Raw genomic sequence first — 23974 nt, 5'->3', positions numbered from 1 at the left:
CAGGCGCGCCACCAGCAATGTGCGATCGGCGGGGTGGGTCGGGTTTCCATCGCGCAAGTATAGCGCAGTGCGTGGGCAGACGCGTACGTCAGCGGATCACCGATTCCATCGCGAGGTAGGCGGTTTCGGCGGACGGCCACAGCAGGTACAGCAGGCCGGCCATCAGCAGCAATGCGCCGGCGCGGACGAACGGCGTGCGGTCTTTCTCGCGTGGGGGACGGGTGGGCTGCTTCGATTTCTTCATGCTTGCAGGCGCGGGGCGCGCCACTCCAACGGTTACTGCAACGGGTCGCGCGGGGCGAGCCGGGGTATGACGGGTTTTACGGGGCAGGGGTGCTGTCCGGGGCCCGGGTCGTCCGGGCCCAGCGCGAAGTTTACCAGCCGCGGCGACGTGAAAAAGGGGACGATTGAGAGGCCGTGCCGGCTGCCCGCGTCAAGGTGACCGGCATCCTACCAGTTCGATGGGCCGGACACAGTCAAGAATTGTCGGGAGGGCGCGGCCGGCGCGCTGCGACCGTCGACTTCACAGACCCCTCGCACGGTTCGTCCCTGCAACAGTCCCGCCGAAATTTCCGGCCGGGCCGTCGCACATCCTTTTCCCGGAGAACCTCATGCGATATCCATTGCAGCACGCCGATCAGCCCGCCGTCGCGCGGCGTCCATCCGAACCGGAACCTCACGCACCCGTGCCGCGGGCGGCTCTCGAGGAGGTGTGAGCGATGAGCAACGACACACTCGACCCGCTGCTGCGCCAGTTCGCGGAGAAGCGCCTGGGCCGGCCGCTCGAGCCGGGCGAAGAGCAGGCGCTGCTTGCGCGGCTGCCGAGCCGGCAGGGGAACCCGTCGGCGCCCGTCGCCGGCCCGGCCACGCAGGCGAGCGCCGCGAAGCCGCCCTTGCCGCAGTTGAAAACCCGGCGCGAGGCGCGCGAACAGATCAAGCATTTTCTGCAGCTCAACCAGCAAAAGGCGTACGAGAAGATGCGCGGCATCCTGCAGACGATCGACACGCAGAACGAGACGACCCTCGGCATGCTGGCGTCGGAACAGCAGAAGGTGTCGGGCGTACTCGACGCGCACGCGCCGGGCGACGACGCGCTGGCCTCCGGTGCGGCGGAGATCCAGGACAGCACTCGCGAGGCGCTGACGATGATCGGGGAACAACTGACGGGCCTGATCCGGCAGGAAATCGAAACCTGCTTCCGCCAATACGGCGATGCGCTTGCCGAACGGCTCGCCGTCAGGCTCGACGCGATGGAGGACCGGTTGCGAAGCATCGGCGTCGATCCGGCCGAACCGTCCGAACCCACCGCTGCGGTTCACGATACGCCCGGCCCAGCGTCCATGGAGTAGCACGCGGGTCATGCGGCCGAACGCGAAACCGGCCGGCCCCGTGTGCGACCTCTCAACTACGTGAACCAAGGAGCAACAAATGGCTGATACGTGTCAAGTGTGCCAGGTCAATCCCGCGATTACCGATGCGGTCACACAGGTCAACGTCAAGGTGGTCGCGGAAGCGCCGGCAATGGCGATGGGCTCGCTGTACCAGGCCCAGAGCCATTCGCTCAGCATCCTGTTCGAGAACGCGGTGCAGCAGCAGTCGCAGGCCGCGATCCAGTCGCAAACGTCGACGAACGTGGGGACGATGCAGCTCTACACGATCGGGCCGGAAAGCGCGGGCGCGGCCGCCACGGAAATCGGCGCGAACGGGATCATTTCCATTCTGGCCGACGTGATCGCGATCGGGAAGGCAGTGGCCCGGCCGTAAGGCGTCATCGCAGCACCGTGGTTGAAGCGGCGGAGCAAGCGGCACGCGCTGCCGATACCGCCGCCGAGCCGCGGATCCATAGCATGACCGCCAGCGCCTGACCAGGTGCCGTGCGGTTCCGGAGCAAACGACGGAACGGGCAGAGCCGATTCGATGCGGTGCCCGTTCGCGAACCAGGAGAAATACGATGCCGAATGACGCAAACGACTCGAAGGACCCCTGCAAGACTTGTACGGTCAACGCCGCGATCACCGACGCGGTCACGCAGACCAACGTCAAGGTGGTCGGCGAAGCGCCCGCGATGGCAACGGGCTCGCTGTACCAGGCCCAGAGCCATTCGCTCAGCGTGCTGTTCGAGAACGCGGTGCAGCAGCAGTCGCAGTCCGCGGTGCAACTGCCGACCTCGACGAACGTGGGCACGATGCAGCTGTACACGCTCGGGCCGGCGAGCGCCGGCGCCGCCGCGACGGAAATCGGCTCGAACGGCGTGCTGTCCGTACTGGCTGACGTGCTCGCGCTCGGCAAGGCGCTGGCCTGACGCGTAAGCCGGCGTCGGCGCCGGGCGGTGGCCCCGATCGCGGTGGCTGCCGCCCGGCGCACGGCGTCGTGTCGACGCCCGTGGCGGCGGGACGCCCTGCCGCGCATCGACGGCGCCGACCGACCCACTCACGCTTTCGCCATGACTGCGCCGCTGCGGCGCGCACACCAGGAGCAACGACATGCCGGAACAGGTTTCCCCTGCGATGACCGATGCAGTCACGCAAGCCAACGTCAAGGTGGTGGGCGAAGCGCCCGCCGTGGCCTTGGGCACGCTCATGCAGTCGAACAGCCATGCGTCCGCGATCCTGCTTCACAACGCGGTGCAGATGCAGGCGAACCAGGCGGCGTCCAATCTCGCCGCCACGACCGTCGGCATCATGCAACTCTATGCCGGCTCGCCGGTGGCGCTGGCCAGCGCGGCGCGGTCGGCGAACGACAACTTCGTATCGCAACTGGCCGCCGTCGCGCAGTTGATGAACGCCATCGGCCACGGGCGCGGCTGACCCTTACGGCGCGCCGCGCAACCCGGCGCGCGCAAACCTGCCCGCCCGGCCGCGCTGCGTGACGCACGCGCTGCCGGGCAGGGTGTCAATTGGCGTCGGCGATGGTCCGGAGCCGCTCCGGTTTCTCGATCGTCACGCCGTGTTCGTGTAGCCGGATCAGGCCGTCGCGCTGCATCTTCTGCAGGCTGCTGTTCAGCCGCGGCCGGCTGACGTTGAGCATCGCGGCGAGGATGCTCTGGCTCTCCGGCAGCGGCACCTCGAGACCATTCCCTTGCATGCGGTTCAGCAGATGGCGCGCGAGCCGTGCTTCGAGCCGGTACAGGCACGCCGATTCGACGAAGTCGCTCAACTGGTGAATGTGCCGGCACAGCTGGTCGTGGATGCGCGCCATGAATTCCGCGTTGGCCTGCAGCGGCGCGAAGTGCTGGCGATGCAGCAGCAAAACGCGGCAGTCGGGGCTCAACTGGGCGGTGAAGCTGCGCCGGTGCGCGCGAATCAGCGTGTTTTCGCCGATGAGGTCGCCCGGTATGGCGTGGCCGAGAATGATCTCGCGGCCGCCCGGTTCGTGCAGCGTCTTGTAGACACGGCCATGGCGCACGAACGCGACGAAATCCTCCGGATCGCCCTTGAAGAACAACAGGCGATTGCCGTGTTCGGGCCAGGGCGTGACATGCCGCTCGATGTGGGCGAGCAGACTTTCCGGGAGATCGGTCAGTATCGGTATATTGCGCAGCGTTTGAGCGTCAGCAAGGGCAGGCATGTTTTCCGCGCGAGGTTGTTTGACGATGCGGCCACCTAGCGAAAAACGCTGCCTTCGGCATTACGTGAAAAATGAATAACGAAAGAATTGAAATAATCGGCAGGCAGTCCGGACAGGGCGGCACTTCGGCGGCACGCGCGCTTGATCGACCGACATGGAAAGCAGCATGCCGACGCACGGACGCATCGCGGCGGTAGTCGTTCTTTTTCATCGCAATGCCGTTATTCGGTCAGGCCCGGCGGCGCATCTGAAACGACGGATTCGGGCTATGCCGGTGAATTAAAATTTCCGTTCATAATAATCAAGAAAATTTACCGAAACCGATTATCGTTATATCGGTGTTACGCGGGTAACAGCGCCATTCCCGGCATCGAATCGATTCTGTGTTTTCCATAAAAAAAGGAAGACGCGGGATGACAACCTCGAACCAGCACGCTGCCCCGACGCCCGAGTCTTCGGCGCAGCAACTCGATCGCACGTGGCGGGAAATGCAGGGGAAATTGCGGCGTCGCGCGCGCCTGTTGTGCAAGGGCGATATTCACCGTGCCGACGAACTGCTTTCCGATACCGCGCTCAAGGTCCACATTTACCTGCAGCGCTCGCCCGAGCGCGTCCGGAACCTCGCGGGCTTTCTCTTTCTGGCGCTGAACCACGCATTCCTCGATGGCGCGCGCCGCCGTCTGCGCGAAAGCGGCATGCTCGAATTCGACCCGGCCTGGGACGACGATCATGCCGTCGAGCTGGCCGGCCACGCGCCGTCGGTGGAGCAGCAACTGCTGCTTCGGCAACAGCTGCTGCGCCTCGAGCAGGCGCTGTCGATGCTCTCCCCGCAGCAGCAAATGCTGTTCACGCTGAAGTTCGAGGAGGACCGGCCCTATCTGCACATCGCCGCGACGCTCGGGATCAACGAGCCGCTTGCCAGAAAACGCGTCGAGCTGCTGCGCAAGAAATTGCGCGAGGAACTCGCGTGAGCGCGTTCACGAATGCAGGCAGCCAGCGTTCCTAACGGCATGCACGGCGTCGATGGCCTGCCGGCCCGCCCGTCCCTTCAATCGCATGCCGGAGCCGAGATCCGAGGAGGCCTCGTGGCAGACAAAGTCAATGAGCAGATTACCGACGCGCTGACGCAGACCAACGTGAACGTCGTCGCGGGGTCGCCGGCCCAGGCGCTGGGCATGCTTTACCAGATGTTCAGCCAGGCCGTCGGCATCTCGGCGCAGAACATGACGCAGCAGCAGGCGGCGCTGAACCAGATTTCGAACGCCGTCGTGTCGAAGGCGGTGGCCATGATCCTGTCCGTCGAGGCGTCGCCGAAGCCGCCATCGGGCGGCGCGACGCTGCCCGCGGCGGGCGGGCCGCAGACGGGTTCCACGCATTAGGACGCGACGACTATCGGGACACCTAAGTCATGAACATGAAAGGTCTTTTGGACGGACGCGGAGCAGGCGCGACGCAAGCGCCGGACGACGTCGCTGACGCCGCAGCCGAAGCAACGACGCAGGCCGATGCCGCGCCGCAAGCCGCTGCTTCGGCAGCCGGCAAGCGCGCGTGGCCGATCAACCGGCTGCGCAGGTTCACCGACGCGCTGAAGGCGCCGGACCAGATCGCGGGTGCGAGAGGATCCGCCAACTCGGCGTTGCAGACGGTGCAGGCGATCAACGCGGAGGCGGCGTCCTACGCGACGACCCAGATATCCGTCGGCCCGAACATGATGATCACGCAGGCGGGTGGCATGGTCGCGCAGGCGGCGGCCAACTACTTCGAGGCGTCGACGTCGCTGGCGATCGCGGGCAAGAGCGTGCTGATGAAGGATCTCGCGCAGAAGACCATCGACGAGGACGTGAAAGGCATGGCGATGGATGCGGTGGGCCTGCTGTTGACGGACCTGTTCGTCGCGACCGCGGCGGTCGTTGCGGGCGCCGCGGAAGCGATCGAAGGGGAGGCCGCGAGCGTCGCGCTCGACAGAATCGACGAGAGTCTGCAGAAGTATCAGGCGCTGCTGGACAAGAAGGGCACGTAGCGCACCTGGCGCACGCAGGGCGCGCCGCCGATGACGAACGTCGCGGGCAATCGCGTCGTGCGAACCGCGGGGCGATCGCCTGCCACGCGTGCAGAGACACAGTATCGATCGACACGACCCGCCGGGCCGTCAGGCCCGATGCGGGATGTGAGCGGCGGGCGCGACGCACGTTCCGGGTCGAACGCGTCGCGGCCCGCTACCGGCAGTCATGTCCAGTCATGAGAGGAACCTATGTCCTACATCATTCAGCACGTAAACGGTCCCGCGCCGCTGGCGGTTGGCGAGCGCAAATGGGGCGATGCGACGGAAATCGATTTCGGCGCGATGACGAGCTGCATCGCGCTCGTCGAGCAGACGCCGGGTCAGCCGACGCTGGTGCGCGGGATCCATCTGTCTATCGTCGGCGACGGCGGCACGAAGGTCTACGACACGGCCGCGGATGTCGCCGGACAGGTCGAGACGATCATGCAGCAAAGCGGCGACATGCGTGCGTGCCTCGGGCGTATCGACCTCTGGCAGGCCAGCACGTCGCAAGAGGTGCAGGATTTCTTCGTCGCGTTGATGATGAGCCTCGACATGACCGACTGGGTGCAGGTGCCGGACGGCAACCTGCGGGTGCGGATCGACGGCGGCGTGATGCAATATCGGCAGGGCACCGGCGCCTGGACCAACGTGTAGCCGGCACCGTCCGCGCAAACCGGCGCCCGCGATGCGCGCGGGCGCCGGCGACATACCGCTCGATGGCATCGACTGTCGGGTCGATCGCGTCGACGCATCCGTTTTTTTCGGCGCCGATACGCAGGTGTCGGACCGTCCCCGGCCGGCATGCCGCTTCGGACTGCGTGCAGGCACGTCGCTCGCCGCCGGCCCCCGCCCCCCGCCCCAGCTTTTTGCTCGTCAACACCAACAAAAAACCTCGTTTCGCCCCACGCAGCCTGTCAGCAGAATGTCTCCATTCCCGCTCACGCGACCCCGCGCGTCGCATGAGCCGCACTTCAGAAGGAGACAGCCGTGGCAGTCGAAACAACCGCAATCGATACGCTCGTCGTCGGCGCCGGGCAGGCCGGCGTGGCCATGAGCGAGCATCTGGGCAAGCTGGGCGTGCCCCATCTCGTGCTGGAGCGCGACCGTATCGCCGAACGCTGGCGCACCGGGCGCTGGGATTCGCTGGTCGCGAACGGCCCCGCATGGCACGACCGGTTCCCGGGCCTCGAATTCGACGGTCTCGATCCCGACGCGTTCGCATCGAAGGACCAGGTCGCGGACTACTTCGAAGCGTATGCGCGCAAGTTCGACGCGCCGATCCGCACCGGCGTCGAAGTGAAGAACGTGGTGCGCAACACGGGCAAGCCGGGCTTCGTCGTCGAGACGTCCGACGGCACGATCGAGGCGAACCGCGTGGTGGTCGCGACGGGGCCGTTCCAGCGCCCGGTGATTCCGCCAATCGCGCCGGACGACGCGCACGTCGTGCAGATTCACTCCGCCGACTATCGCAACCCGGGCCAGCTTCCGGCCGGCGCGGTGCTGGTGGTCGGCGCGGGTTCGTCGGGCGTGCAGATCGCCGACGAGCTGCAGCGTGCGGGCCGGCAGGTTTACCTGTCGGTCGGGCCGCACGATCGCCCGCCGCGTGCGTATCGCGGCCGCGACTTCTGCTGGTGGCTCGGCGTGCTCGGCGAATGGGACAAGGAAGTCGCGACGCCCGGCCGCGAGCACGTGACGATCGCGGTGAGCGGCGCGCGCGGCGGCCATACGGTCGATTTCCGTGCGCTCGCGAACCAGGGCGTGATGCTGGTCGGGCTGACGAAGTCGTTCGACGGCGGCGTGGCCGTGTTCGAACGGGATCTCGCGACCAATCTCGCGCGCGGCGACGAGAACTACCTGTCGCTGCTCGACGCGGCCGACGCGTATGCGGCCCGCAACGGCCTCGACTTGCCGGAAGAGCCGGACGCACGGCGCATCCTGCCGAACCCCGACTGCGTTACGCATCCGATCCTCACGCTCGATCTCGCCGTCGCAGGCATCACGTCGATCGTCTGGGCCACGGGCTATGCGATCGACTACGGCTGGCTGAACGTCGACGCGTTCGGGCCGAACGGCAAGCCGCAGCACCAGCGCGGCGTGTCGAAGGAGCCGGGCATCTATTTCCTCGGGCTGCCTTGGCTGTCGCGACGCGGCTCCAGCTTCATCTGGGGCGTGTGGCACGACGCGAAGCACATCGCCGATCACATCGTCACGCAGCGCAAGTACCTCGCGTATCACGACGCGTCGCAGCGCCGCGCGGCCGCGCAAGCGGCGCGGCCCGACACACGCCTGCTCGCCGAAGCGGCGAACTGATCGCCTGACGAACAGACCCATCCCGCCGCGTCGCGACGGCTTCCGGCGCGGCGGGCGACCCCACCGACACTCGAAGGATCTCGATGAGCCAGCCTACCCATACGCGTATCCGGATGTTCAACACGAAGGATACCTATCCGAACCAGACGCTCGACAACGACCTGTGCCAGGCCGTGCGGGCAGGCAACACCGTCTACGTGCGCGGCCAGGTCGGCACCGATTTCGACGGCAACCTGATCGGCCTCGGCGACGCGCGCGCGCAGGCCGAGCAGGCGATGAAGAACGTCAAGCAGTTGCTCGAGGAAGCCGGCAGCGACATCACGCATGTCGTGAAGACGACGACCTACCTGATCGACCCGCGTTATCGCGAACCCGTGTACCGGGAAGTCGGCAAGTGGCTGAAAGGCGTCTACCCGATCTCGACGGGGCTCGTCGTCTCCGCGCTCGGGCAGCCGCAGTGGTTGATGGAGATCGACGTGATCGCGGTGATTCCCGACAACTGGCAGCCGAGCCACGCATAGGGGGCGACATGACTTTCTCCATCGTCGGGCGCTGCCCGGAGACGGGCCAGCTCGGGATCGCGATCAGTTCGTCGAGCATCGCGGTGGGCGCGCGCTGCCCGTGGGTGCGCGCGGGCGTCGGCGCCGTCGCGACGCAGAACATCACGCTGCCGGCGCTCGGGCCTCAGATTCTCGACCTGATCGAACACGACCTGCTCGCGCCTGCCGCGGCGCTCGACCGCGCGTTGAGTGCGAACGGCTGGAGCCAGTACAGGCAGGTCACGGCGATCGACGGGCAGGGGCAGACGGCATGCTTCACCGGCAAGGAGGCGCTCGGCACGCATCACGCGGTGCAGGGCGAACAATGCGTGGCGGCCGGCAACCTGCTGGCGGCGCCCGCCGTGATCGACGCGATGGTGCGGGCCTTCGAGCAGGCGTCCGGCTTGCTCGCCGACAGGTTGCTGGCTGCGATGCACGCGGCCATGGCGGCCGGCGGCGAGGCCGGCCCGGTGCATTCGGCCGCGTTGAAGGTGGCCGGCGACGTGACCTGGCCGATCGTCGACCTGCGCGTCGACTGGGCCGACGCCGATCCGATCGGGCAGCTCGATGCGCTATGGCGCGCGTATCGACCGCAGATGCAGGACTATCAGACACGCGCGCTGAACCCGACCGCCGCGCCGAGCTACGGAGTGCCGGGCGATGAGTGATCCGTCGAGCCGCGCGTTGCTCGAACGGCTGATCGGCTTCGCGACGGTCAGCCGCGATTCGAATCTCGAGATGATCGGCTTCATCCACGACTATCTCGCCGGGTGCGGTGTGCAGAGCGAACTGTTCTACAACGCGGAACGCACGAAGGCGAGCGTGTATGCGACGATCGGCCCGCGCGATCGCGGCGGCGTCGTGCTGTCGGGGCACACCGACGTGGTGCCGGTCGACGGGCAGGCGTGGACGGTCGAGCCGTTCCGGCTGACCGAGCGCGACGGCCGGCTGTACGGCCGCGGCACGGCCGACATGAAGGGCTTCATCGCGTCGGTGCTCGCGGCCGTTCCGGCGTTCGTCGCGCGGCCGCTGAGCCTGCCGGTGCATCTCGCGTTCTCGTATGACGAGGAAGTCGGCTGTCTCGGTGTGCGGCCGATGCTTGAACGACTCGCCGCGCGCGAACATCGTCCGCGGATGTGCCTGATCGGCGAGCCGACCGAACTGAAGCCGGTGCTCGGTCACAAGGGCAAGCTCGCGATGCGCTGCCACGTGAAGGGCGCCGCGTGCCACTCGGCCTACGCGCCGTCGGGCGTCAACGCGATCGACTATGCGGCGAAGCTGATCGGCCGGCTCGGCGAGATCGGTGCGGCGCTCGCGCGGCCGGAACGGCACGACGGCCGCTTCGATCCGCCGTTCTCGACCGTGCAGACGGGGCTGATCAAGGGCGGCCGCGCGCTGAACATCGTGCCGGCCGAATGCGAATTCGATTTCGAGGTGCGTGCGCTGCCGGATTTCGATGCGCACGACGTGCCGAGAACGCTGCAGGACTATGCGGAATCCGAACTGTTGCCGAGGATGCGCGCGGTGCAGCCCGATACCGACATCCGGCTGCAGCCGCTCGGCGCGTATCCGGGGCTGGCGACCGCGCCGGACAGCGAGGCCGCGCGCCTGCTCGCGCTGCTGAGCGGGTCCGACGCGTTCGGCACGGTGGCGTTCGGCACCGAGGGCGGGCTGTTCGGGCAGGCCGGCATTCCGACCGTCGTGTGCGGGCCGGGCAGCATGGATCAGGGGCACAAGCCCGACGAGTTCGTCACGCTCGAGCAACTGCATGGTTGCGACGCGATGCTGGGCCGTCTGGTCGCGTATCTCTCGTCCGCCGCCTGAACGGGCGGCCGGCACGCATGCGCCGCGCCCGACGGCGCGCGTGTCTTCCACATCCCGTTCCCGATCGTCGATCTTGCCGCCGCTATCGAGCCGATGGCGGCGATTGCGCCGGTTGCGCGACGATCTGCGCGAGCCGCTCGCGGCAGAAATCGACGAACGACTGCGCCTGTTTCGTGAGCTGACCGCGCTTCAGCCGTGCGCTCACGAGCCCGGACGGGCTGACCGTTTCGCTGAGGCCGATCGTCACGACACGCTGGCCGTCGTACGTATATTCGGAATACGGGCGCGTGACGAGCAGCGAGAAACCGAAGCCGCGACCGACCATCCCGCGCACCATCTCGATCGACGGCGAGCCGAACACGATGTTCGGCGTGAGCCCGAGCTCGTGAAACAGGCTGACGAAATACGTGCGGCTCGGCTGCACGTCGAGCAGGATCATCGGCTCGACGCACAGGTCGCGCAGCGACACGTGCGTCTGGCCCGCGAACCGGTGGTGCTCCGGCAGCAGCACGTACGGCTGCTGCGGCGGCATCAGCGGCTCGGTTTCGATCGTGCCGTCGAGATCGTGGTCGTACATCAGCGCGAGATCGAACGTGCCGGACGTCAGCCCTTGCACGAGTTCCTGCTGGTCGCCGTCGCGCAGCCGGATGTTCACGCCCGGGTAGCGTTCGCGAAAACCCGCGATCAGTTGCGGCAGATAGAGCGGCGCGACCGTCTCGAAGCAGCCGATGTCGATCTGCCCGGTGATCACGTCGTTGTCGGCGAGCGCGTTCTGTTCGAACTCGTGCGCGATGCGCAGCAGTTCCTGCGCTTTCCGGTAGAAGCGCGTGCCGCTCGGCGTCAGCGACACGCCCTGCGCGTGGTGGCGAATGAACAGCTTCACGCCGAAGCTCTCTTCCAGCCCCTTGATCGCGCTGGAAATCGACGGTTGCGCGATGAAGAGCTGACGCGATGCCTCGGCGACGCTGCCGGATTCGACCGTCGTGACGAAGTATTTCAGTTGCCGCAAAGTGTAGTGAGCCACAAGCACCCCTGATGCCCGGCCCCGGCGTGCCGCCGTGGGCGCATGCTGTTGGATTCGCGTAGCACCTTACCTGAAGTCTTTCGGCGCCGAAATTTCCGCTGCAGAGCTTTTTCGTATGTCGCGGAAATATTTTTAGTATTTTCCGGTCCCGATGCGCATGGCGCACCATCGTCTCCAGCCTGGATCGCGACGAGGCCGCGTGGGCGCCGGCGGGACACGTCATCCGTCCCCGCCTGGCGGCGCACGCGACGCTTCGTTCGGCGCCGCCGCGTGCACGCAGCGCGGCGGCGCTCGCGTATCCGGACCGATTGCCGGCGCGCCCCCCCCGACGCGCGCCGGCGCACACGGCACGCGCGCATTGCCGCGCAGGACTGGAGACATCACCATGACGAACGCGGAACGCAATGCGTCCCCGATGATAGAGAAGCACACGATCGGCTATGTGCCGCCCTCGGAACGCCACGGCAAGGTGCGCGACCTGTTCACGCTCTGGTTCGGCGGCAACATCGCGCCGCTGCCGATCGTGACCGGCGCGCTCGGCGTGCAGATGTTCCACCTGAACCTGATGTGGGGCATCGTCGCGATCGTCGTCGGCCAGGCGGTCGGCGGCGTGCTGATGGCGCTGCATTCGGCGCAGGGGCCGCAGATGGGGATCCCGCAGATGATCCAGAGCCGCGCGCAGTTCGGCTCGTGGGGCGCGCTGCTCGTCACGGTGATCGCGGCCGTGATGTACGTCGGTTTTTTCGCGTCGAACATCGTGCTCGCGGGCAAGTCGGTGCACGGCATCGCGTCGTCGGTGCCAGTCCCCGTCGGCATCGTGATCGGCGCGGTGGGCTCCGGGCTGATCGGGATCGTCGGCTACCGGTTCATCCACATCCTGAACCGGATCGGCACATGGGTGCTCGGCATCGGCATCGCCGTCGGCTTCTGGATGATCCTGTCGCACGTGAGCACCGCCGATTTCCTGACGCGCGGCGGCTTCGACTTCGCGGGCTGGCTCGCGACGGTATCGCTGTCGGCGCTGTGGCAGATCGCGTTCGCGCCGTACGTGTCGGACTATTCGCGCTATCTGCCGGAAAACGTCGGCGTCGCGTCGACGTTCTGGGCAACCTATCTCGGCTGCACGATCGGCTCGACGCTCGCGTTCGTCTTCGGCGCGGTCGCGGTGCTCGCGGTGCCGGCCGGCGCGGACACGATGGATGCGGTCAAGCAGGCGACCGGCCCGCTCGGCCCGTTGATGCTGGTGCTGTTCCTGCTGAGCGTGATCAGCCACAACGCGCTGAACCTGTACGGCGCGGTGCTCGCGGTGATCACGTCGGTACAGACGTTCGCATACAAGTGGATTCCGACCGCGAAGACGCGCGCGGTGGTGTCGGTCGCGATCTTCGTCGCATGCTGCTATGCGGCGATCGGCGCGTCGACGAACTTCGTCGGCAACCTCGTCGATCTCGTGCTCGCGCTGCTGGTCGTGCTGGTGCCGTGGACGGCGATCAACCTGATCGACTTCTACGTGATCCACAAGGGCAAGTACGACATCCAGTCGATCTTCATGGCGGACGGCGGGATCTACGGCCGCTTCAATCCGCAGGCGCTGCTCGCGTATGCGATCGGCATCGTCGTGCAGATTCCGTTCATGAACACGCCGATGTACGCGGGCCCGATTCCCGCCCATCTGGGCGGCGCGGACCTGTCGTGGCTCGTGGGCCTGCTGCTGACGTCGCCGCTGTACTACTGGCTCGCGACGCGCGACAGCGCGTATCGGCGCCGGCAGACGGGCGCGACGATGCCGCCGACGGCGGCACGATGAAGAAGGGGCCGCCGCGTCGCTCGCGCCGCGGCGGCGAGCGGTGGCGGGAATCGGGCAGGCACGCGGCGGGCGACGTGGCGCGCGCCTGCCGCGGCATCACACGACCGCCGAGCGCACGACGCGCACCGGCACCGACTTGTACGACGGCGTGCCGCTTTCCTTGTCGATGTAGTCGAGCGGCACGAGCACGTTCGCTTCCGGGTAGTACGCCCCGACCGAGCCCGGCGCGATGTCGTACTCGATCGCGGTGATCTTCTCGAGGCGCAGCGTACGGCCCGACGCGGTGACCGTCTCGATGTCGACGAGGTCACCGTGTTCGAGCCCGTACTTCTCGAGATCGGCCGCGTTCATGAACAGCACGTCGCGCCGGCCGAACACGCCGCGATAGCGATCGTCGAGCCCGTAGATCGTCGTGTTGTACTGGTCGTGGCTGCGCAGCGTGATCAGGCGCAGCACCTGTTTGGCGCCGAGCACGTCCGCGTCCTCCTTCACGCCCTTGTAGACCGAGAACATCGCCTTGCCGGTCGGCGTCGGCCACACGCGCTCGGTGGGCGGCAGCGGCAGGCGGAAGCCGCCCGGCGTGCGAATGCGCTCGTTGAACGCCTCGAAGCCGGATACCGTCTTGTCGATCAGGTCGCGGATGCGATCGTAGTCGGCGATCAGGTCGAGCCATGCGACCTTGCTGTTCGGCAGCGTCGCGTGTGCGATGCCGGCCACGATCGCGGGCTCGGAGCGCAACTGGTCCGATGCGGGCTTGAGCTTGCCGGCCGACGCATGGACCATCGACATCGAATCCTCGACGGTGATCGACTGCCGGCCGGTGGCCTGCATGTCGAGCTCGGTGCGGCCGAGCACCGGCAGGATGAAGGTTTCCTTGCCGACCAGCAGGTGCGAACGGTTCAGCTTCGTGCCGAGATGCACGCTCAGGTCGAGCTTCGCCATCGCCGGGAACGACAGCTCGGGATCGGGCAGCGCGACCGCGAAGTTGCCGCCGAGGCACAGCAGCGCCTTCGCGGTGCCGTCGATCATCGCCTGCATGGCCTGCACCGCGTCGTGCCCGTGCTGCGCGGGTGGCGTGAAGCCGCACACGTCCTCGATCTTCTTCAGGAATTCGGCCGACGGCTTCTCGGTGATGCCGACCGTGCGGTTGCCCTGCACGTTCGAATGGCCGCGCAGCGGGCACACGCCGGCGCCGGGCTTGCCGATGTTGCCGCGCATCAGCAGGAGGTCGGCGATCAGGCGCACGGTGGCCGTGCCCTTGTTGTGCTGCGTGACGCCCATCCCGTACGTGACGATCGTCGCGTTCGACTTCGCATACGCGAGCGCGACCTGTTCGAGCTGCGCCTGGCTGAGGCCGCTCGCGCGTTCGATGTCGTCCCACGACGTGGCTTCGAGATCGGCCGAGAACGCCTCGAAGCCGTTGGTGTGCTGTGCGATGAAGTCGCGGTCGAGCACGTTGCCTTGCTCGGCCTCGAGCCGTAGCAGCGCCTTCATGATGCCCTTCAGCGCGGCCGCGTCGCCGCCCGCGTCGACCTGGTAGTAGGTCGATGCGATTCGCGTCGAGCCGAACGACGCCATCTCGATCATGTCCTGCGGATCGGCGAAGCGTTCGAGCGCGCGCTCGCGCAGCGGGTTGAACACGATGATCGGCACGTTGCGGCGCGCGCATTCGTGCAGCGTGCCCATCATCCGCGGATGGTTCGTGCCGGGGTTGTGGCCGATCGAGATGATCAGCTCGCAGTGGTCGAAATCCTCCAGCGACACGGTGCCCTTGCCGATGCCGATCGACTGCGGCAGGCCGACGCTGGTCGGCTCGTGGCACATGTTCGAGCAGTCGGGGAAGTTGTTGGTGCCGAGCTCGCGCGCGAACAGCTGGTACAGGTACGCGGCTTCGTTCGACGCGCGGCCCGACGTGTAGAACTCGACCTGCTCGGGCGGCAGCGCGCGCAGCACTTCGCCGATGCGCGCGAACGCGTCGTCCCATTCGATCGCGCGGAACGTGTCGGTCGCGCGGTCGTAGGCGAGCGGATGGGTGAGCCGGCCCATGTTCTCCAGTTCGTAGTCCGACATGCGCAGCAGCGACGACACGGTGTTCGCCGCGAAGAACTCGGGCGTCACGCGCTTGGTCGTCGCTTCCCACGTGACGGCCTTCGCGCCGTTCTCGCAGAACTGGAACGTCGACTTGTGCTCCTTGTCGGGCCACGCGCAGCCGGGACAGTCGAAGCCGTCGGGCTGGTTGGTCCGCATCAGCACGATCGGCGCCTCGATGGTTTCCATCTGCGTGCGCACCGCATCGGCTGTCGCGCGAAGCGCGCCCCAACCGCCGGCGGGCCCGTCGTATTTCCTGATGCCTGGCACTTCGCGTCGATTTGTCATGTGAATCTCCAATAGCCGGGCCCGGTGCGGGTGGCTCGGTTGCGCCGTGTCGCGGCGTGGGGCGGCTCCGTCCGGCGGACGGAGCCGGTCATGCGTGCCCCGGGCGGCGGGGCATGCGTTTTTCTAGCGGGCGTCCTTCTTCGCCCCGGACGACTTCTTGCCGGGCTTCGCCGTGGGCGGCGGGGCGTCGGCAGGCGTGTCGTCCGGCTTCCCGTCGCCGGCTGCCCTCGCAGCCTTGCCGGCCTTGCCGTTCGCTTCAGGCTTGCCGTCGGCGTCCTGCTTCGCGTCCTTCGTGCCTTTCGCTACCTTGGCGTCCTTCGCTTCAGGCGCGGCGAGCTTGTTGAACTTCACTTCGTCGCTGTCCTTGTCGTAGTCGACCTCGCACCGGTCGCCCGACTTCAGCCGGTCGGCGAGGATCTCCTTCGCGAGTCGCGTCTCGATGGTCTGCCGGATCTGGCGCTTCAGTTCGCGCGCGCCGAATTCCGGCTGGTAACCGGCTTCGGTCAGGTGCGCGACGAGCGAGTCGCCCATCACGAGCGTGATGTCCTGCGCGGCGGCCGTGCGCACCACGCGGTCGAGCTGGATCCGCACGATCGCGCGGATGTCGTCCTTCGACAGCGCATGGAAGACGATCACCTCGTCGATCCGGTTCAGGAACTCGGGCCGGAAATGCCCCTTCAGCACCTGCATCAGTTCCTCGCGGATCGCCTTGTCGGTCTTGCGCGCGGCTTCCGGCTGCGTGAGGTTGTCCATAATGATCGCCGCGCCGAGGTTGCTGGTCGCGATGATGATCGTGTTGCTGAAATCGACCACGCGACCCTTGCCGTCGGTGAGACGCCCGTCGTCGAACACCTGCAGCAGCACGTTGTAGACGTCCGGATGCGCCTTCTCGATCTCGTCGAGCAGGATCACGCTGTACGGGCGGCGTCGCACGCGCTCGGTGAGCTGGCCGCCTTCGTCGTAGCCGACGTAGCCGGGCGGCGCGCCGATCAGCCGCGCGACCGCGTGGCGCTCCATGTATTCGGACATGTCGATGCGGATGATCGCCTGCTCGTCGCCGAACACGGTCTCGGCCAGCGCCTTCGCGAGCTCGGTCTTGCCGACGCCCGTCGGCCCGAGGAACAGGAACGTCGCGATCGGCCGGTGCGTCTGGCCGAGCCCCGCGCGCGACAACCGCACGGCATCGCTGACGGCGACCACCGCATCGCTCTGGCCGACCACGCGCTCGCGCAGCTGCTCTTCCATCTTCAGCAGCTTCTGGCGTTCCTCCTGCGTGAGTTCGGACACGGGGATGCCGGTCAGCCGCGACACGACCTCGGCTACCGATTCGACGGTCACTTCGAGCGTCTCCGAGCCGGTCTTGCGCTGCCACGCCTCCATCATCTCGTCGACGGCCTTCTGCTTCGCGTTGATCTGCTCTTCGAACTGCTTGGCTTCGTCGAAGCGCTTGCGCGAGGTCGCATAGTCCTGCTCGCGCTTCAGTTGCGCGATCTGCGCTTCGCCTTCCTGAATGTCGATCGGGCGCGACGTCGCGCCGATCCGCACGCGCGCGGCGGCCTGGTCGATCAGGTCGATCGCCTTGTCGGGCAGGAAGCGCGACGTGATGTAGCGGTCGGCGAACTCGGCGGCCGCGACGAACGCATCGTCGGCGAACGTCACCTGGTGATGCGCCTCGAGGCTGTCGCGCAGCCCGCGCAGGATCACGATCGTCTGCTCGACGCTCGGCTCCGGCACGAACACGGGCTGGAACCGGCGTTCGAGCGCGGCGTCCTTCTCGATGTACTTCTGGTATTCGTTGAGCGTCGTCGCGCCGATCAGGCTCAGCTCGCCGCGCGCGAGCGCGGGCTTCAGCACGTTCGCGATGTCGAGGCCGCCTTCGCCGCCGCCCTGGCCCGCGCCGACGATCGTGTGCAGCTCGTCGATGAACAGGATCAGTTCGTCCTGCTTCGCCGTCACTTCGTCGATCAGCTGCTTCGCGCGTTCCTCGAATTCGCCGCGATACTTCGCACCGGCCACCATCGAGTTGATGTTGATTTCGACGAGCCGCTTGTCGCGCAGCACTTCGGGCACGTCGCCGTTGACGATCCGCTGCGCGAGCCCTTCGACGATTGCCGTCTTGCCGACGCCCGGTTCGCCGATCAGCACCGGATTGTTCTTCTTGCGGCGCGCGAGCACCTCGATCGTGCTTTCGATTTCCTGCGCGCGGCCGAGCACCGGATCGAGCTTGCCCTGGCGCGCGATCGCGGTGAGGTCGCGGCCGAATTTGTCGAGGTTCGGCGTGCCGGTCGGCGCGTCGACCCGGCCATCCTCGGCGCCCTTGCCGACCACCTTCACGACTTTCTGGCGCAGCGCCTCGGGCGTCACGCCGTATTTCTTCAACAGCGTGCCGGCGACGCTGTCCGGCACCGATGCGAGCCCGATCAGCAGGTGCTCGGGGCCGATGTACGAGTGGCCGAGATCGCGCGACGCCTGGAACGCGTATTGGACGGCCTTCTTCACGCGCGGCGAGATCGACAGCTTGTCGAGCGGCGCATCGGGCGCGGCCGTGCCGGTGTGCGCGTGCTCGTCGATGTACGACCGGATGTCCTGCGGCGACAGCTTCAGTTCCTTCAGCAGCGCGGCGCAGACGTCGGTGTCGGCGAGCGCGTACAGCAGGTGTTCGGAATCGAGCTCGCTGCGGCGCAGCTCGTGCGCCTTCTCGGCCGCGCGCTGCAGTAGCTCGAGCGTCTGTTCGCTGAATGCGTCGGTCGGGTCGACCGATTCGCGCGGAATCTCGGCGGCGAGCGGCGAGTCGTCGCCGAGGCCGCCGAACAACGACGACGGTCCGCCGCCGCCCAACAGCGAATCGAACGGATTCAGCATGCTCTGATGCCGCATCAGCTGGCGGAAGTGGTAATCGCAGATCGAGATCGTCTTGCGCTCGCCGTCCTGCATCACGGTTGCGCGCGCGACGGCCGGCCGGGCGTGACAGATATCGCAAAGTGCGGGCATGGTGGTCTGGCTCCTGTCGGTGAAGGTGGGGCGAAGGGTGAAGCCCGATGCGGTGCGGCGCTCACGCGCTCCGACCGCGCAGGCACGGCACGCACCGCGGCGGCGCGCGTGCCGCACCCGCGCGATCGCGCAGCGCGCGCCGGCGTGGCGCACGGTCGCGGTCGGGGCGGAAAGCGCGCGTGCCGAGAGGAGCCCACGGCATCGCTTCGACTGCGTTCAAAATAGCGAATCGGCGCGGGCCATCCAAGACACAGTTCCATGCCGGACCGGCCGTGAATTGCACCCTCACACGGGTGCGCGATTCGGCGGCAAGGAGTACAGACGGGCGCGCGCACGGCGGCGCGGGCAGCCGGCGGTGGAGGGGGGCGGGAAAGAGGTAAAGGGCGGCGGGCGAACGGCGCGGTGCGACATGGGCGCGCAGGGCGCCGGCAGCCGGCAAACGGGGAGCGAAAGGAGGAGAAAAGCGGGGAGAAAAGCAGGGAGTGAAGCGGCGAGCGAACCGGAGTGCGACGCGCAGCGCGGGCGCGAACCGGCTACGTGCGGCCCCGCGCGCACCGCAGCCGGTGCGCGCCATGGGGCCGGCGCAGGCGAGCGCGGGGTGCACGGTGCGCGCCGGACATCGCGTAACCGCGGTGAACCGCGATCAGTCCGACAGTGTCATCGCGAGCCGTTGCCGTGCGATCTGCTTCACGTCGGCCGACAGCGCCGCATTCGGCAGACCATTGGCCCAGACGGAAAACGAATCCTCGATCAAGTTGCGCGTGTCGGGCGGCAGCTCGGCCAGCATCAGCGACACGACGGTAAACAGCACGGCGGTATCGCCGGCCTGGCCGCCCGCGTTGGCATCGACCTTCTGCTGCAGGGTAGCGACGGACGCTTGCAGCGCCTGTAATGCGTCATTCGATTCGCTCATGACATTCTCCGTGCAAGATGGGCTGGATCGGCGACGAACCTGCGGCCGGCAGCACGGCCGTCGCGCGCGGCGCCCGGGCGGGCATCGCGCGCCGGCAACCGCGCTCAGGCGGCCGCACCGTCCTGCGGCGCCACGGCCACCGATGCCTCGCTCGTCAGCATCAGGAACGTGAACGTTTCGCGCAGGTACAGGCGGACGCCCTTGTCGGTATGGCTCGTGTAGCCGATCGACACGTCTTCCCCGAGGTGCAGCTCGTAATCGCCGCCGCGCGTGGACAGCACGCAGCCGCCGCTGATCGCCGGCGCCCAGATGATCTCGCCGCTGACGATGCGTTTGATATGGCCGAGGACCGGATAGCCCTGGTCGCGCGCTTCGCTGAGCGCGGTGTACGCGTCCGACCCGAGCACGACCGAGTACGGGCCGTCGACGCCGGCGAGGCGCAGCGCCTCCAGCGCGTCGCTGATCGCGTCCGGGTAGGCGCTCACGTCCGCCGGCAGCGTGAGCCGGCGGTTCGACGTGCCTTCGCGGATGCCGACGATGCCGGCCGCGCGGTAGCCGTCGAAAATCGCGTTGTCTTCGGCGAACGCGAGCCGCTGCGCGGCTTCCTTCGCCGGCTGCCAGTCGGCGTCGCGCGCGCCGCGCTCGACGCTGTCGATCGCGTCGCGGCTCAGCTCGAACGGCACCGTCAGCTCGACGATCGTGCGCACCTCGCGCAGCCGCGCGTTCACGTGCTCGCGCGGCGCGGCGACGTCGAGCAGGTGCCCGATGCCGACGGCCGACAGCTCGGGCCCTGCGGGGCCGTCGACGTCGACGACGCGGCGGCCGGCCACCGAGCGTTTGAAGGTGCGCGCCACTTCCTCCTCGATTTGTTCCCAGGCGGCGGACGAGATCGGGGCGAGTTCGCGGTGCAGGTTATTCATAGGTCGGGGTTCCTTTCAGCGAGCCGATGTTCAGCGAGCCGTCGCGCGGCGGTGCGGACGGCGCGGATTCCGGTTGGGCGGCGCCGGCGGCCGGCGCCGCGCGATCGGCGAGCGCTTCGAGCAGATCGGCCGACGGCACGAAGAACAGCGAGCCGGTGACCGCGCGGCTGTAGTCGAGCAGGCGGTCGTAGTTGCCGGGCGGGCGGCCGACGAACATGTTCTCGAGCATCTGCTCGATCGGCGCCGGCGAGCGCGCATAGCCGATGAAATAGGTGCCGAATTCGCCGGCGCCCGGGCGCCCGAACGGCATGTTGTCGCGCAGGATCTTCACTTCTCGGCCGCCCTCGTCGAGCGTGGTGAGCGAGCTGTGCGAGCACGACGGCTTCACGTCCGGCGCGAGCTCGATGTCGGACAGCTTGGTGCGGCCGATGATGCGCTCCTGCGTCTCGACCGCGAGTGCGTTCCAGCCGGCCATGTCGTGCAGGTATTTCTGCACGAGCACGTAACTGCCGCCCGCGAATTCGGCATCCTCGTCGCCGACCACCGTGAAGTCGACCGCTGCGCGGCCTTCCGGATTCTCGGTGCCGTCGACGAAGCCGATCATCGCGCGCTGGTCGAAATTGCGGAAGCCGTGCACTTCGTCGACGACCGTGACCGCGCTGCCGAGCGCGCCGAGCAGTTGCGTCGCGAGTTCGAAGCACAGGTCCATCGCTTCGGCGCGGATGTGCAGCAGGATGTCGCCGGGCGTGGCGATCGCGACGCGCTGGCCGGCGCCGAATTCGCGGAACGGATGCAGCGACGCCGGGCGCGGCTCGCCGAACAGCGCATCCCATGCATCGGAGCCGAAGCCGCATACGCACGTGAGGTTGCCGCCCGGTACGCGCTTGCCGACCGAGCGCACGAGCGCGGCGATGTCGCCGCACCACGAACGGATCGTGTCGGCGTGATCGGCGCCGGGATTGATCGTCGCCACGAGAAAGATCGCGCTGCGCGTGATCGTGCTGTGAACGGCCTGGGAGATCGGGGGAGGGGGCGTCTGCATCGCGGGCTGCCGGTCAGTCGGGTCGGGACGGACGGGCCGCGGCAGCCGCGGCGCGCGAAGGCGAACGGTTGAACTGTGTCATGCGACGGTTCTCTGTGCTCTGTGTGACATGCGGATGAAGGACGTTGCGCGGGCATCGCGCAACGGGCCGCAGCGGCGGCGGCCGCCCCCGGGGCGCGAAGGGAAGGCAGACGGTGGCGCCGCGCGTTCGCCCGGCGCGTGGACCATCCGCACCGCGTAACGTCGTCGAGCATGCAATCTAGCAGCTTCGGCGGGTCTTTGGAACACGTATCGACGATCTGTCATTCGAATGGATCAAACAGGGCCGGGTTTTGTGCGGCGGCGGCGCAGCTGTACTCCTGGCGCCCGCGGCGCTGTGCTCTTGAGCGTGCGTGTCGCGTGCAGTAGATTAGGTTCCGCTCCGCCCGACGACGGCCATCATGATGAACCTTTTGGAAGCGATGCGTATTTTCGGTGCAATCGTCGAGCATGGCGGGCTGCGCGGCGCGGCGTCCGATCTGAAGCTCGACGTCGCGCAGGTCGATGCGCGGCTCGATGGCCTCGAACGCTATCTCGGCTGCCGGCTGTTGCTGGACCGCGCGGGCGACGATGTCGTGTGCACCGATGCCGGCGTCGCGTTTTACGCGTGTTGCCGGCGGACGCTGTCCGCGGTTGCGCAGGCGACCGGCGCGAGCGGAGCCGATGCGTGCGCAACGGTTTCCGGCCCGCCCGTCGCGGGCTTTCCGTTACCCGAGACCCCTCGCCGCGGCGACGCGGCATCGATCGCGCCCTCTACGACACTGCACCGGTTAACGCGTTGAATACGTCCACTGCATCCGCCGATACGACCGCCGAGCGCATTCGTCGCCGCTTCGGTCATTTCCTGCACGCGGCCGAGCTGGCCGGGCTGGTCGTGATCGGGCTGGCGACCGCGTTCGCGATGGCGCAGGAAGCGTGGAAAGTCGTGCTCGCGGGCGAAGTGTCGCTGACCGACCTGCTGCTGATGTTCCTGTATCTGGAAGTGCTCGCGATGGACCTGCGCTATCTGCGGCTCGGCCGGCTGCCGGTGCGGTTTCCGCTGTTCATCGCGATGACGTCGCTCGCGCGCGACCTGATCCTGCGCGGCGCGACCGACAGCCCCGAGCGGATGCTGATGACGACCTTCGGGATCGTGCTGCTCGCGGTGGGCGTGCTGATCCTGAGTTTCGGGCAGCACCGCTTTCCGGCGGACGTCGACGATGTCGAAGACGACTTGCATGCCCGCAAGTAACGCGCGGACGGCGTTCGGAGCGAACCGCGGCGCGCCGAGCGAGGCGCGGCGGCCCCACCCTCATCCCACCACACGAGGTGTCGCATGACCAGGCAATTGATCGTCGCCGTGTTCGGCGGCGTCGACACGGCTCGGCAGGCCGCGAACGATTTCGACGCGCTGTCGGAGAAGAACGAAGGATTCCACATCGAGAACGGCGTCATCGTCGAGAAGGATGCGAACGGCAAGCTCGCGGTGCTCGACGCCGAATCGCGGCCGTTCAAGGGCGGCGTGATCGGCGCGATCGCGGGCGGGTTGCTCGGCCTGCTCGCCGGGCCGCTCGGCGTGGTGACTGGCATGGCGACCGGCGCGGGCGCCGGCATTCTCGCGCACGCGGCAGGCAATGCGCTGCTCGACGGTGCGTTCGTCGAAACGGTCGCGGCGCGGCTCGTGCCCGGCAGCGTCGCGGTCATTCTCGAAGCGAAGGAGGACACGCCGTTCTCGGTCGACAACGTCGTGACGGGATTCGGCGGCAAGGTCTTTCGCCAGGCGCTCGATTGAGCGCGCCCCTTTCGAACCGATTCGGGAGCATTGCATGCGCATCGATCAATCGTACCGGCGCTTCGACATCGCGGCGACGCTGTCGCCGCTGCCCGGCAACCGCGCGATCGCGGTCGTCGACGTGACGACCGACGATCCGGACCGCATCGCCGATCTCGGCACCGGCCAGTTCCTGCAGATCCGCAAGTGGATCGAGTCGAACGACGTCGCGCTGCTGACGGCAGTGTTCGACGAGTGCAAGGTCGCGATCGACCACTACGCGGACAACGTCGACGACGCTTGAGCGCGAGCGAGCCCGCGCATGGCCAGGCCTCGCGCCACCGCTGGCGCCTCCTCCACCCGCGGTACTTGATGACGTGCGCGCTGCGACCGGCCGCGGTGCGGCCGCGCCGTCGTGTACGCATCTGTTCACCACGCCGGCCGGATTTGAGTTTTCCTCGCCAAACTGTCACTTACATTCGCCGAAATGACGCAGTAGGATGCCGAACCTTGTCTTGATGAGATTCGCATTGCTATTCGCCTTCAATTTCGGTAACGGACGAGGTCCGAACCGGGACACCCGCGCCCGGCGACGGCTATCCGGCTTCATGCGTCGGCGTGGCCGTACCGCTCGTGCGGGGCAGGCCGGTTCATCGCTGGCGGGGCGAGGCGGATGAAGCTCTACGAGAAATTTGCAAACGACGTAGAGCGACTCATTCGGCAAGGGGTATATCGACACGGCGATCGTGTGCCGTCGGTGCGGCAGGCGAGCCAGCAGCACCGGATCAGCATCACGACCGTGCTGCATGCGTATCTGCTGCTGGAGAG

Annotated in this window: 26 protein-coding genes; 18 read left to right on the top strand and 8 right to left on the bottom strand. The window is 67.5% G+C overall.

All coding sequences use genetic code 11. The features are described 5' to 3' along the window. Positions 1–88: 88 nt before the first annotated feature. On the bottom strand, positions 89–244 hold the full coding sequence (locus WT97_RS34695) for a hypothetical protein (protein WP_179949362.1): 156 nt from the start codon (positions 242–244) through the stop codon (positions 89–91). Between the two features lie 475 nt (positions 245–719). On the opposite strand from WT97_RS34695, the gene WT97_RS28045 reads away from it, so the two are divergent. The 4 genes from WT97_RS28045 to WT97_RS28030 all read left to right on the top strand — a co-directional run bounded on the left by WT97_RS28045 (position 720) and on the right by WT97_RS28030 (position 2807). Then, positions 720–1349, top strand: a complete 630-nt coding sequence (locus WT97_RS28045; RefSeq protein ID WP_060354815.1) for a hypothetical protein — start codon at positions 720–722, stop codon at positions 1347–1349. Positions 1350–1428: 79 nt separating this feature from the next. Then, entirely contained in the window at positions 1429–1764 is a 336-nt protein-coding gene (locus WT97_RS28040; protein ID WP_006498417.1) for a RebB family R body protein, read from the top strand. A gap of 187 nt (positions 1765–1951) precedes the next feature. Then, positions 1952–2302: a RebB family R body protein gene (locus WT97_RS28035; RefSeq protein WP_059502941.1), complete on the top strand. Its 351-nt coding sequence runs from the start codon at positions 1952–1954 to the stop codon at positions 2300–2302. A 181-nt stretch (positions 2303–2483) separates the two neighbouring features. Beyond that, positions 2484–2807 (top strand): RebB family R body protein, encoded by a 324-nt coding sequence (locus tag WT97_RS28030; protein WP_034209304.1) that lies wholly within the window; start codon positions 2484–2486, stop codon positions 2805–2807. 85 nt (positions 2808–2892) lie between these two features. Here WT97_RS28030 and WT97_RS28025 read toward each other — a convergent pair whose 3' ends face one another. Further along, positions 2893–3567 carry a Crp/Fnr family transcriptional regulator gene (locus WT97_RS28025; RefSeq protein WP_059502939.1) on the bottom strand — a complete coding sequence of 225 codons (675 nt, stop codon included), beginning with the start codon at positions 3565–3567 and terminating at the stop codon, positions 2893–2895. Between the two features lie 413 nt (positions 3568–3980). On the opposite strand from WT97_RS28025, the gene WT97_RS28020 reads away from it, so the two are divergent. The 8 genes from WT97_RS28020 to argE all read left to right on the top strand — a co-directional run bounded on the left by WT97_RS28020 (position 3981) and on the right by argE (position 10284). Further along, positions 3981–4538, top strand: coding sequence for an RNA polymerase sigma factor (locus tag WT97_RS28020; RefSeq protein WP_059502937.1), 558 nt, complete (start codon positions 3981–3983; stop codon positions 4536–4538). A gap of 114 nt (positions 4539–4652) precedes the next feature. Next, positions 4653–4946 carry a RebB family R body protein gene (locus tag WT97_RS28015; RefSeq protein WP_059502935.1) on the top strand — a complete coding sequence of 98 codons (294 nt, stop codon included), beginning with the start codon at positions 4653–4655 and terminating at the stop codon, positions 4944–4946. A 29-nt stretch (positions 4947–4975) separates the two neighbouring features. After that, the gene (locus WT97_RS28010; RefSeq protein WP_060354814.1) at positions 4976–5587 is read left to right on the top strand and encodes a hypothetical protein; all 612 of its coding nucleotides are present in this window, start codon (positions 4976–4978) and stop codon (positions 5585–5587) included. A 231-nt stretch (positions 5588–5818) separates the two neighbouring features. Next, a complete protein-coding gene (locus WT97_RS28005; RefSeq protein ID WP_059502931.1) occupies positions 5819–6265 on the top strand; it encodes a hypothetical protein in 447 nt (148 codons plus the stop codon). Positions 6266–6598: 333 nt separating this feature from the next. Beyond that, positions 6599–7921 (top strand): NAD(P)/FAD-dependent oxidoreductase, encoded by a 1323-nt coding sequence (locus WT97_RS28000; protein ID WP_060354813.1) that lies wholly within the window; start codon positions 6599–6601, stop codon positions 7919–7921. Positions 7922–8004: 83 nt separating this feature from the next. Continuing rightward, positions 8005–8442 carry a RidA family protein gene (locus WT97_RS27995; RefSeq protein WP_034209298.1) on the top strand — a complete coding sequence of 146 codons (438 nt, stop codon included), beginning with the start codon at positions 8005–8007 and terminating at the stop codon, positions 8440–8442. 8 nt (positions 8443–8450) lie between these two features. Continuing rightward, the gene (locus tag WT97_RS27990; RefSeq protein ID WP_059789345.1) at positions 8451–9128 is read left to right on the top strand and encodes a DUF1028 domain-containing protein; all 678 of its coding nucleotides are present in this window, start codon (positions 8451–8453) and stop codon (positions 9126–9128) included. Further along, the gene (gene argE / locus WT97_RS27985; RefSeq protein WP_060354812.1) at positions 9121–10284 is read left to right on the top strand and encodes an acetylornithine deacetylase; all 1164 of its coding nucleotides are present in this window, start codon (positions 9121–9123) and stop codon (positions 10282–10284) included. Before WT97_RS27990 ends, argE begins: the two co-directional genes overlap by 8 nt. A gap of 82 nt (positions 10285–10366) precedes the next feature. Here the strand turns inward: argE and WT97_RS27980 are convergent, their stop codons facing one another. After that, positions 10367–11308, bottom strand: coding sequence for a LysR substrate-binding domain-containing protein (locus tag WT97_RS27980; protein WP_059502925.1), 942 nt, complete (start codon positions 11306–11308; stop codon positions 10367–10369). 385 nt (positions 11309–11693) lie between these two features. Between WT97_RS27980 and WT97_RS27975 the strand changes: the two genes are divergently transcribed. Further along, the gene (locus WT97_RS27975; protein WP_060035064.1) at positions 11694–13115 is read left to right on the top strand and encodes a cytosine permease; all 1422 of its coding nucleotides are present in this window, start codon (positions 11694–11696) and stop codon (positions 13113–13115) included. Between the two features lie 96 nt (positions 13116–13211). Here the strand turns inward: WT97_RS27975 and WT97_RS27970 are convergent, their stop codons facing one another. The 5 genes from WT97_RS27970 to WT97_RS27950 form a co-directional block, all read right to left on the bottom strand. Continuing rightward, positions 13212–15491 (bottom strand): FdhF/YdeP family oxidoreductase, encoded by a 2280-nt coding sequence (locus tag WT97_RS27970; protein ID WP_060354811.1) that lies wholly within the window; start codon positions 15489–15491, stop codon positions 13212–13214. Positions 15492–15614: 123 nt separating this feature from the next. Continuing rightward, positions 15615–18482: an ATP-dependent Clp protease ATP-binding subunit gene (locus WT97_RS27965; protein WP_060354810.1), complete on the bottom strand. Its 2868-nt coding sequence runs from the start codon at positions 18480–18482 to the stop codon at positions 15615–15617. Between the two features lie 643 nt (positions 18483–19125). After that, the gene (locus tag WT97_RS27960) at positions 19126–19395 is read right to left on the bottom strand and encodes a hypothetical protein (protein ID WP_060035070.1); all 270 of its coding nucleotides are present in this window, start codon (positions 19393–19395) and stop codon (positions 19126–19128) included. Positions 19396–19499: 104 nt separating this feature from the next. After that, the gene (locus tag WT97_RS27955; RefSeq protein WP_060354809.1) at positions 19500–20315 is read right to left on the bottom strand and encodes a family 1 encapsulin nanocompartment shell protein; all 816 of its coding nucleotides are present in this window, start codon (positions 20313–20315) and stop codon (positions 19500–19502) included. Then, complete coding sequence (locus tag WT97_RS27950) at positions 20308–21357, bottom strand: Dyp-type peroxidase (protein WP_060354808.1); 1050 nt, start codon at positions 21355–21357, stop codon at positions 20308–20310. Before WT97_RS27950 ends, WT97_RS27955 begins: the two co-directional genes overlap by 8 nt. Positions 21358–21800: 443 nt before the next feature. Here WT97_RS27950 and WT97_RS27945 point away from each other — a divergent pair, with 443 nt between their 5' ends. From WT97_RS27945 to WT97_RS33665, 5 genes are all read left to right on the top strand, one after another. After that, entirely contained in the window at positions 21801–22178 is a 378-nt protein-coding gene (locus tag WT97_RS27945) for a LysR family transcriptional regulator (RefSeq protein WP_059503037.1), read from the top strand. Continuing rightward, entirely contained in the window at positions 22175–22627 is a 453-nt protein-coding gene (locus WT97_RS27940) for a phosphate-starvation-inducible protein PsiE (RefSeq protein WP_059502912.1), read from the top strand. The genes WT97_RS27945 and WT97_RS27940 overlap by 4 nt, the downstream gene beginning before the upstream one ends. 84 nt (positions 22628–22711) lie before the next feature. After that, positions 22712–23167 carry a DUF1269 domain-containing protein gene (locus tag WT97_RS27935; RefSeq protein ID WP_059502910.1) on the top strand — a complete coding sequence of 152 codons (456 nt, stop codon included), beginning with the start codon at positions 22712–22714 and terminating at the stop codon, positions 23165–23167. A gap of 34 nt (positions 23168–23201) precedes the next feature. Further along, positions 23202–23450 carry a hypothetical protein gene (locus tag WT97_RS27930; RefSeq protein ID WP_059502908.1) on the top strand — a complete coding sequence of 83 codons (249 nt, stop codon included), beginning with the start codon at positions 23202–23204 and terminating at the stop codon, positions 23448–23450. A 369-nt stretch (positions 23451–23819) separates the two neighbouring features. Continuing rightward, positions 23820–23974: GntR family transcriptional regulator (locus WT97_RS33665; protein WP_124475946.1), on the top strand; the 155-nt coding region annotated here is incomplete at its 3' end.

The organism is Burkholderia sp. MSMB1459WGS (genome assembly GCF_001534535.1).
Lineage (GTDB): Bacteria > Pseudomonadota > Gammaproteobacteria > Burkholderiales > Burkholderiaceae > Burkholderia.
This window is presented reverse-complemented; position numbering and strand designations above follow the sequence as displayed.

Coding starts and splice junctions, on each gene's coding strand:
- WT97_RS28030 (WP_034209304.1), top strand. CDS start 2,484: ATGCCGGAACAGGTTTCCCCTGCGATGACCGATGCAGTCACGCAAGCC.
- WT97_RS27965 (WP_060354810.1), bottom strand. CDS start 18,482: ATGCCCGCACTTTGCGATATCTGTCACGCCCGGCCGGCCGTCGCGCGC.
- WT97_RS27990 (WP_059789345.1), top strand. CDS start 8,451: ATGACTTTCTCCATCGTCGGGCGCTGCCCGGAGACGGGCCAGCTCGGG.
- WT97_RS28020 (WP_059502937.1), top strand. CDS start 3,981: ATGACAACCTCGAACCAGCACGCTGCCCCGACGCCCGAGTCTTCGGCG.
- WT97_RS28040 (WP_006498417.1), top strand. CDS start 1,429: ATGGCTGATACGTGTCAAGTGTGCCAGGTCAATCCCGCGATTACCGAT.
- WT97_RS27995 (WP_034209298.1), top strand. CDS start 8,005: ATGAGCCAGCCTACCCATACGCGTATCCGGATGTTCAACACGAAGGAT.
- WT97_RS28010 (WP_060354814.1), top strand. CDS start 4,976: ATGAACATGAAAGGTCTTTTGGACGGACGCGGAGCAGGCGCGACGCAA.
- WT97_RS27930 (WP_059502908.1), top strand. CDS start 23,202: ATGCGCATCGATCAATCGTACCGGCGCTTCGACATCGCGGCGACGCTG.
- WT97_RS27960 (WP_060035070.1), bottom strand. CDS start 19,395: ATGAGCGAATCGAATGACGCATTACAGGCGCTGCAAGCGTCCGTCGCT.
- WT97_RS28025 (WP_059502939.1), bottom strand. CDS start 3,567: ATGCCTGCCCTTGCTGACGCTCAAACGCTGCGCAATATACCGATACTG.
- WT97_RS27945 (WP_059503037.1), top strand. CDS start 21,801: ATGAACCTTTTGGAAGCGATGCGTATTTTCGGTGCAATCGTCGAGCAT.
- WT97_RS34695 (WP_179949362.1), bottom strand. CDS start 244: ATGAAGAAATCGAAGCAGCCCACCCGTCCCCCACGCGAGAAAGACCGC.
- WT97_RS28005 (WP_059502931.1), top strand. CDS start 5,819: ATGTCCTACATCATTCAGCACGTAAACGGTCCCGCGCCGCTGGCGGTT.
- WT97_RS27935 (WP_059502910.1), top strand. CDS start 22,712: ATGACCAGGCAATTGATCGTCGCCGTGTTCGGCGGCGTCGACACGGCT.
- WT97_RS28035 (WP_059502941.1), top strand. CDS start 1,952: ATGCCGAATGACGCAAACGACTCGAAGGACCCCTGCAAGACTTGTACG.
- WT97_RS27955 (WP_060354809.1), bottom strand. CDS start 20,315: ATGAATAACCTGCACCGCGAACTCGCCCCGATCTCGTCCGCCGCCTGG.
- argE (WP_060354812.1), top strand. CDS start 9,121: ATGAGTGATCCGTCGAGCCGCGCGTTGCTCGAACGGCTGATCGGCTTC.
- WT97_RS27950 (WP_060354808.1), bottom strand. CDS start 21,357: ATGCAGACGCCCCCTCCCCCGATCTCCCAGGCCGTTCACAGCACGATC.
- WT97_RS27975 (WP_060035064.1), top strand. CDS start 11,694: ATGACGAACGCGGAACGCAATGCGTCCCCGATGATAGAGAAGCACACG.
- WT97_RS28045 (WP_060354815.1), top strand. CDS start 720: ATGAGCAACGACACACTCGACCCGCTGCTGCGCCAGTTCGCGGAGAAG.
- WT97_RS27970 (WP_060354811.1), bottom strand. CDS start 15,491: ATGACAAATCGACGCGAAGTGCCAGGCATCAGGAAATACGACGGGCCC.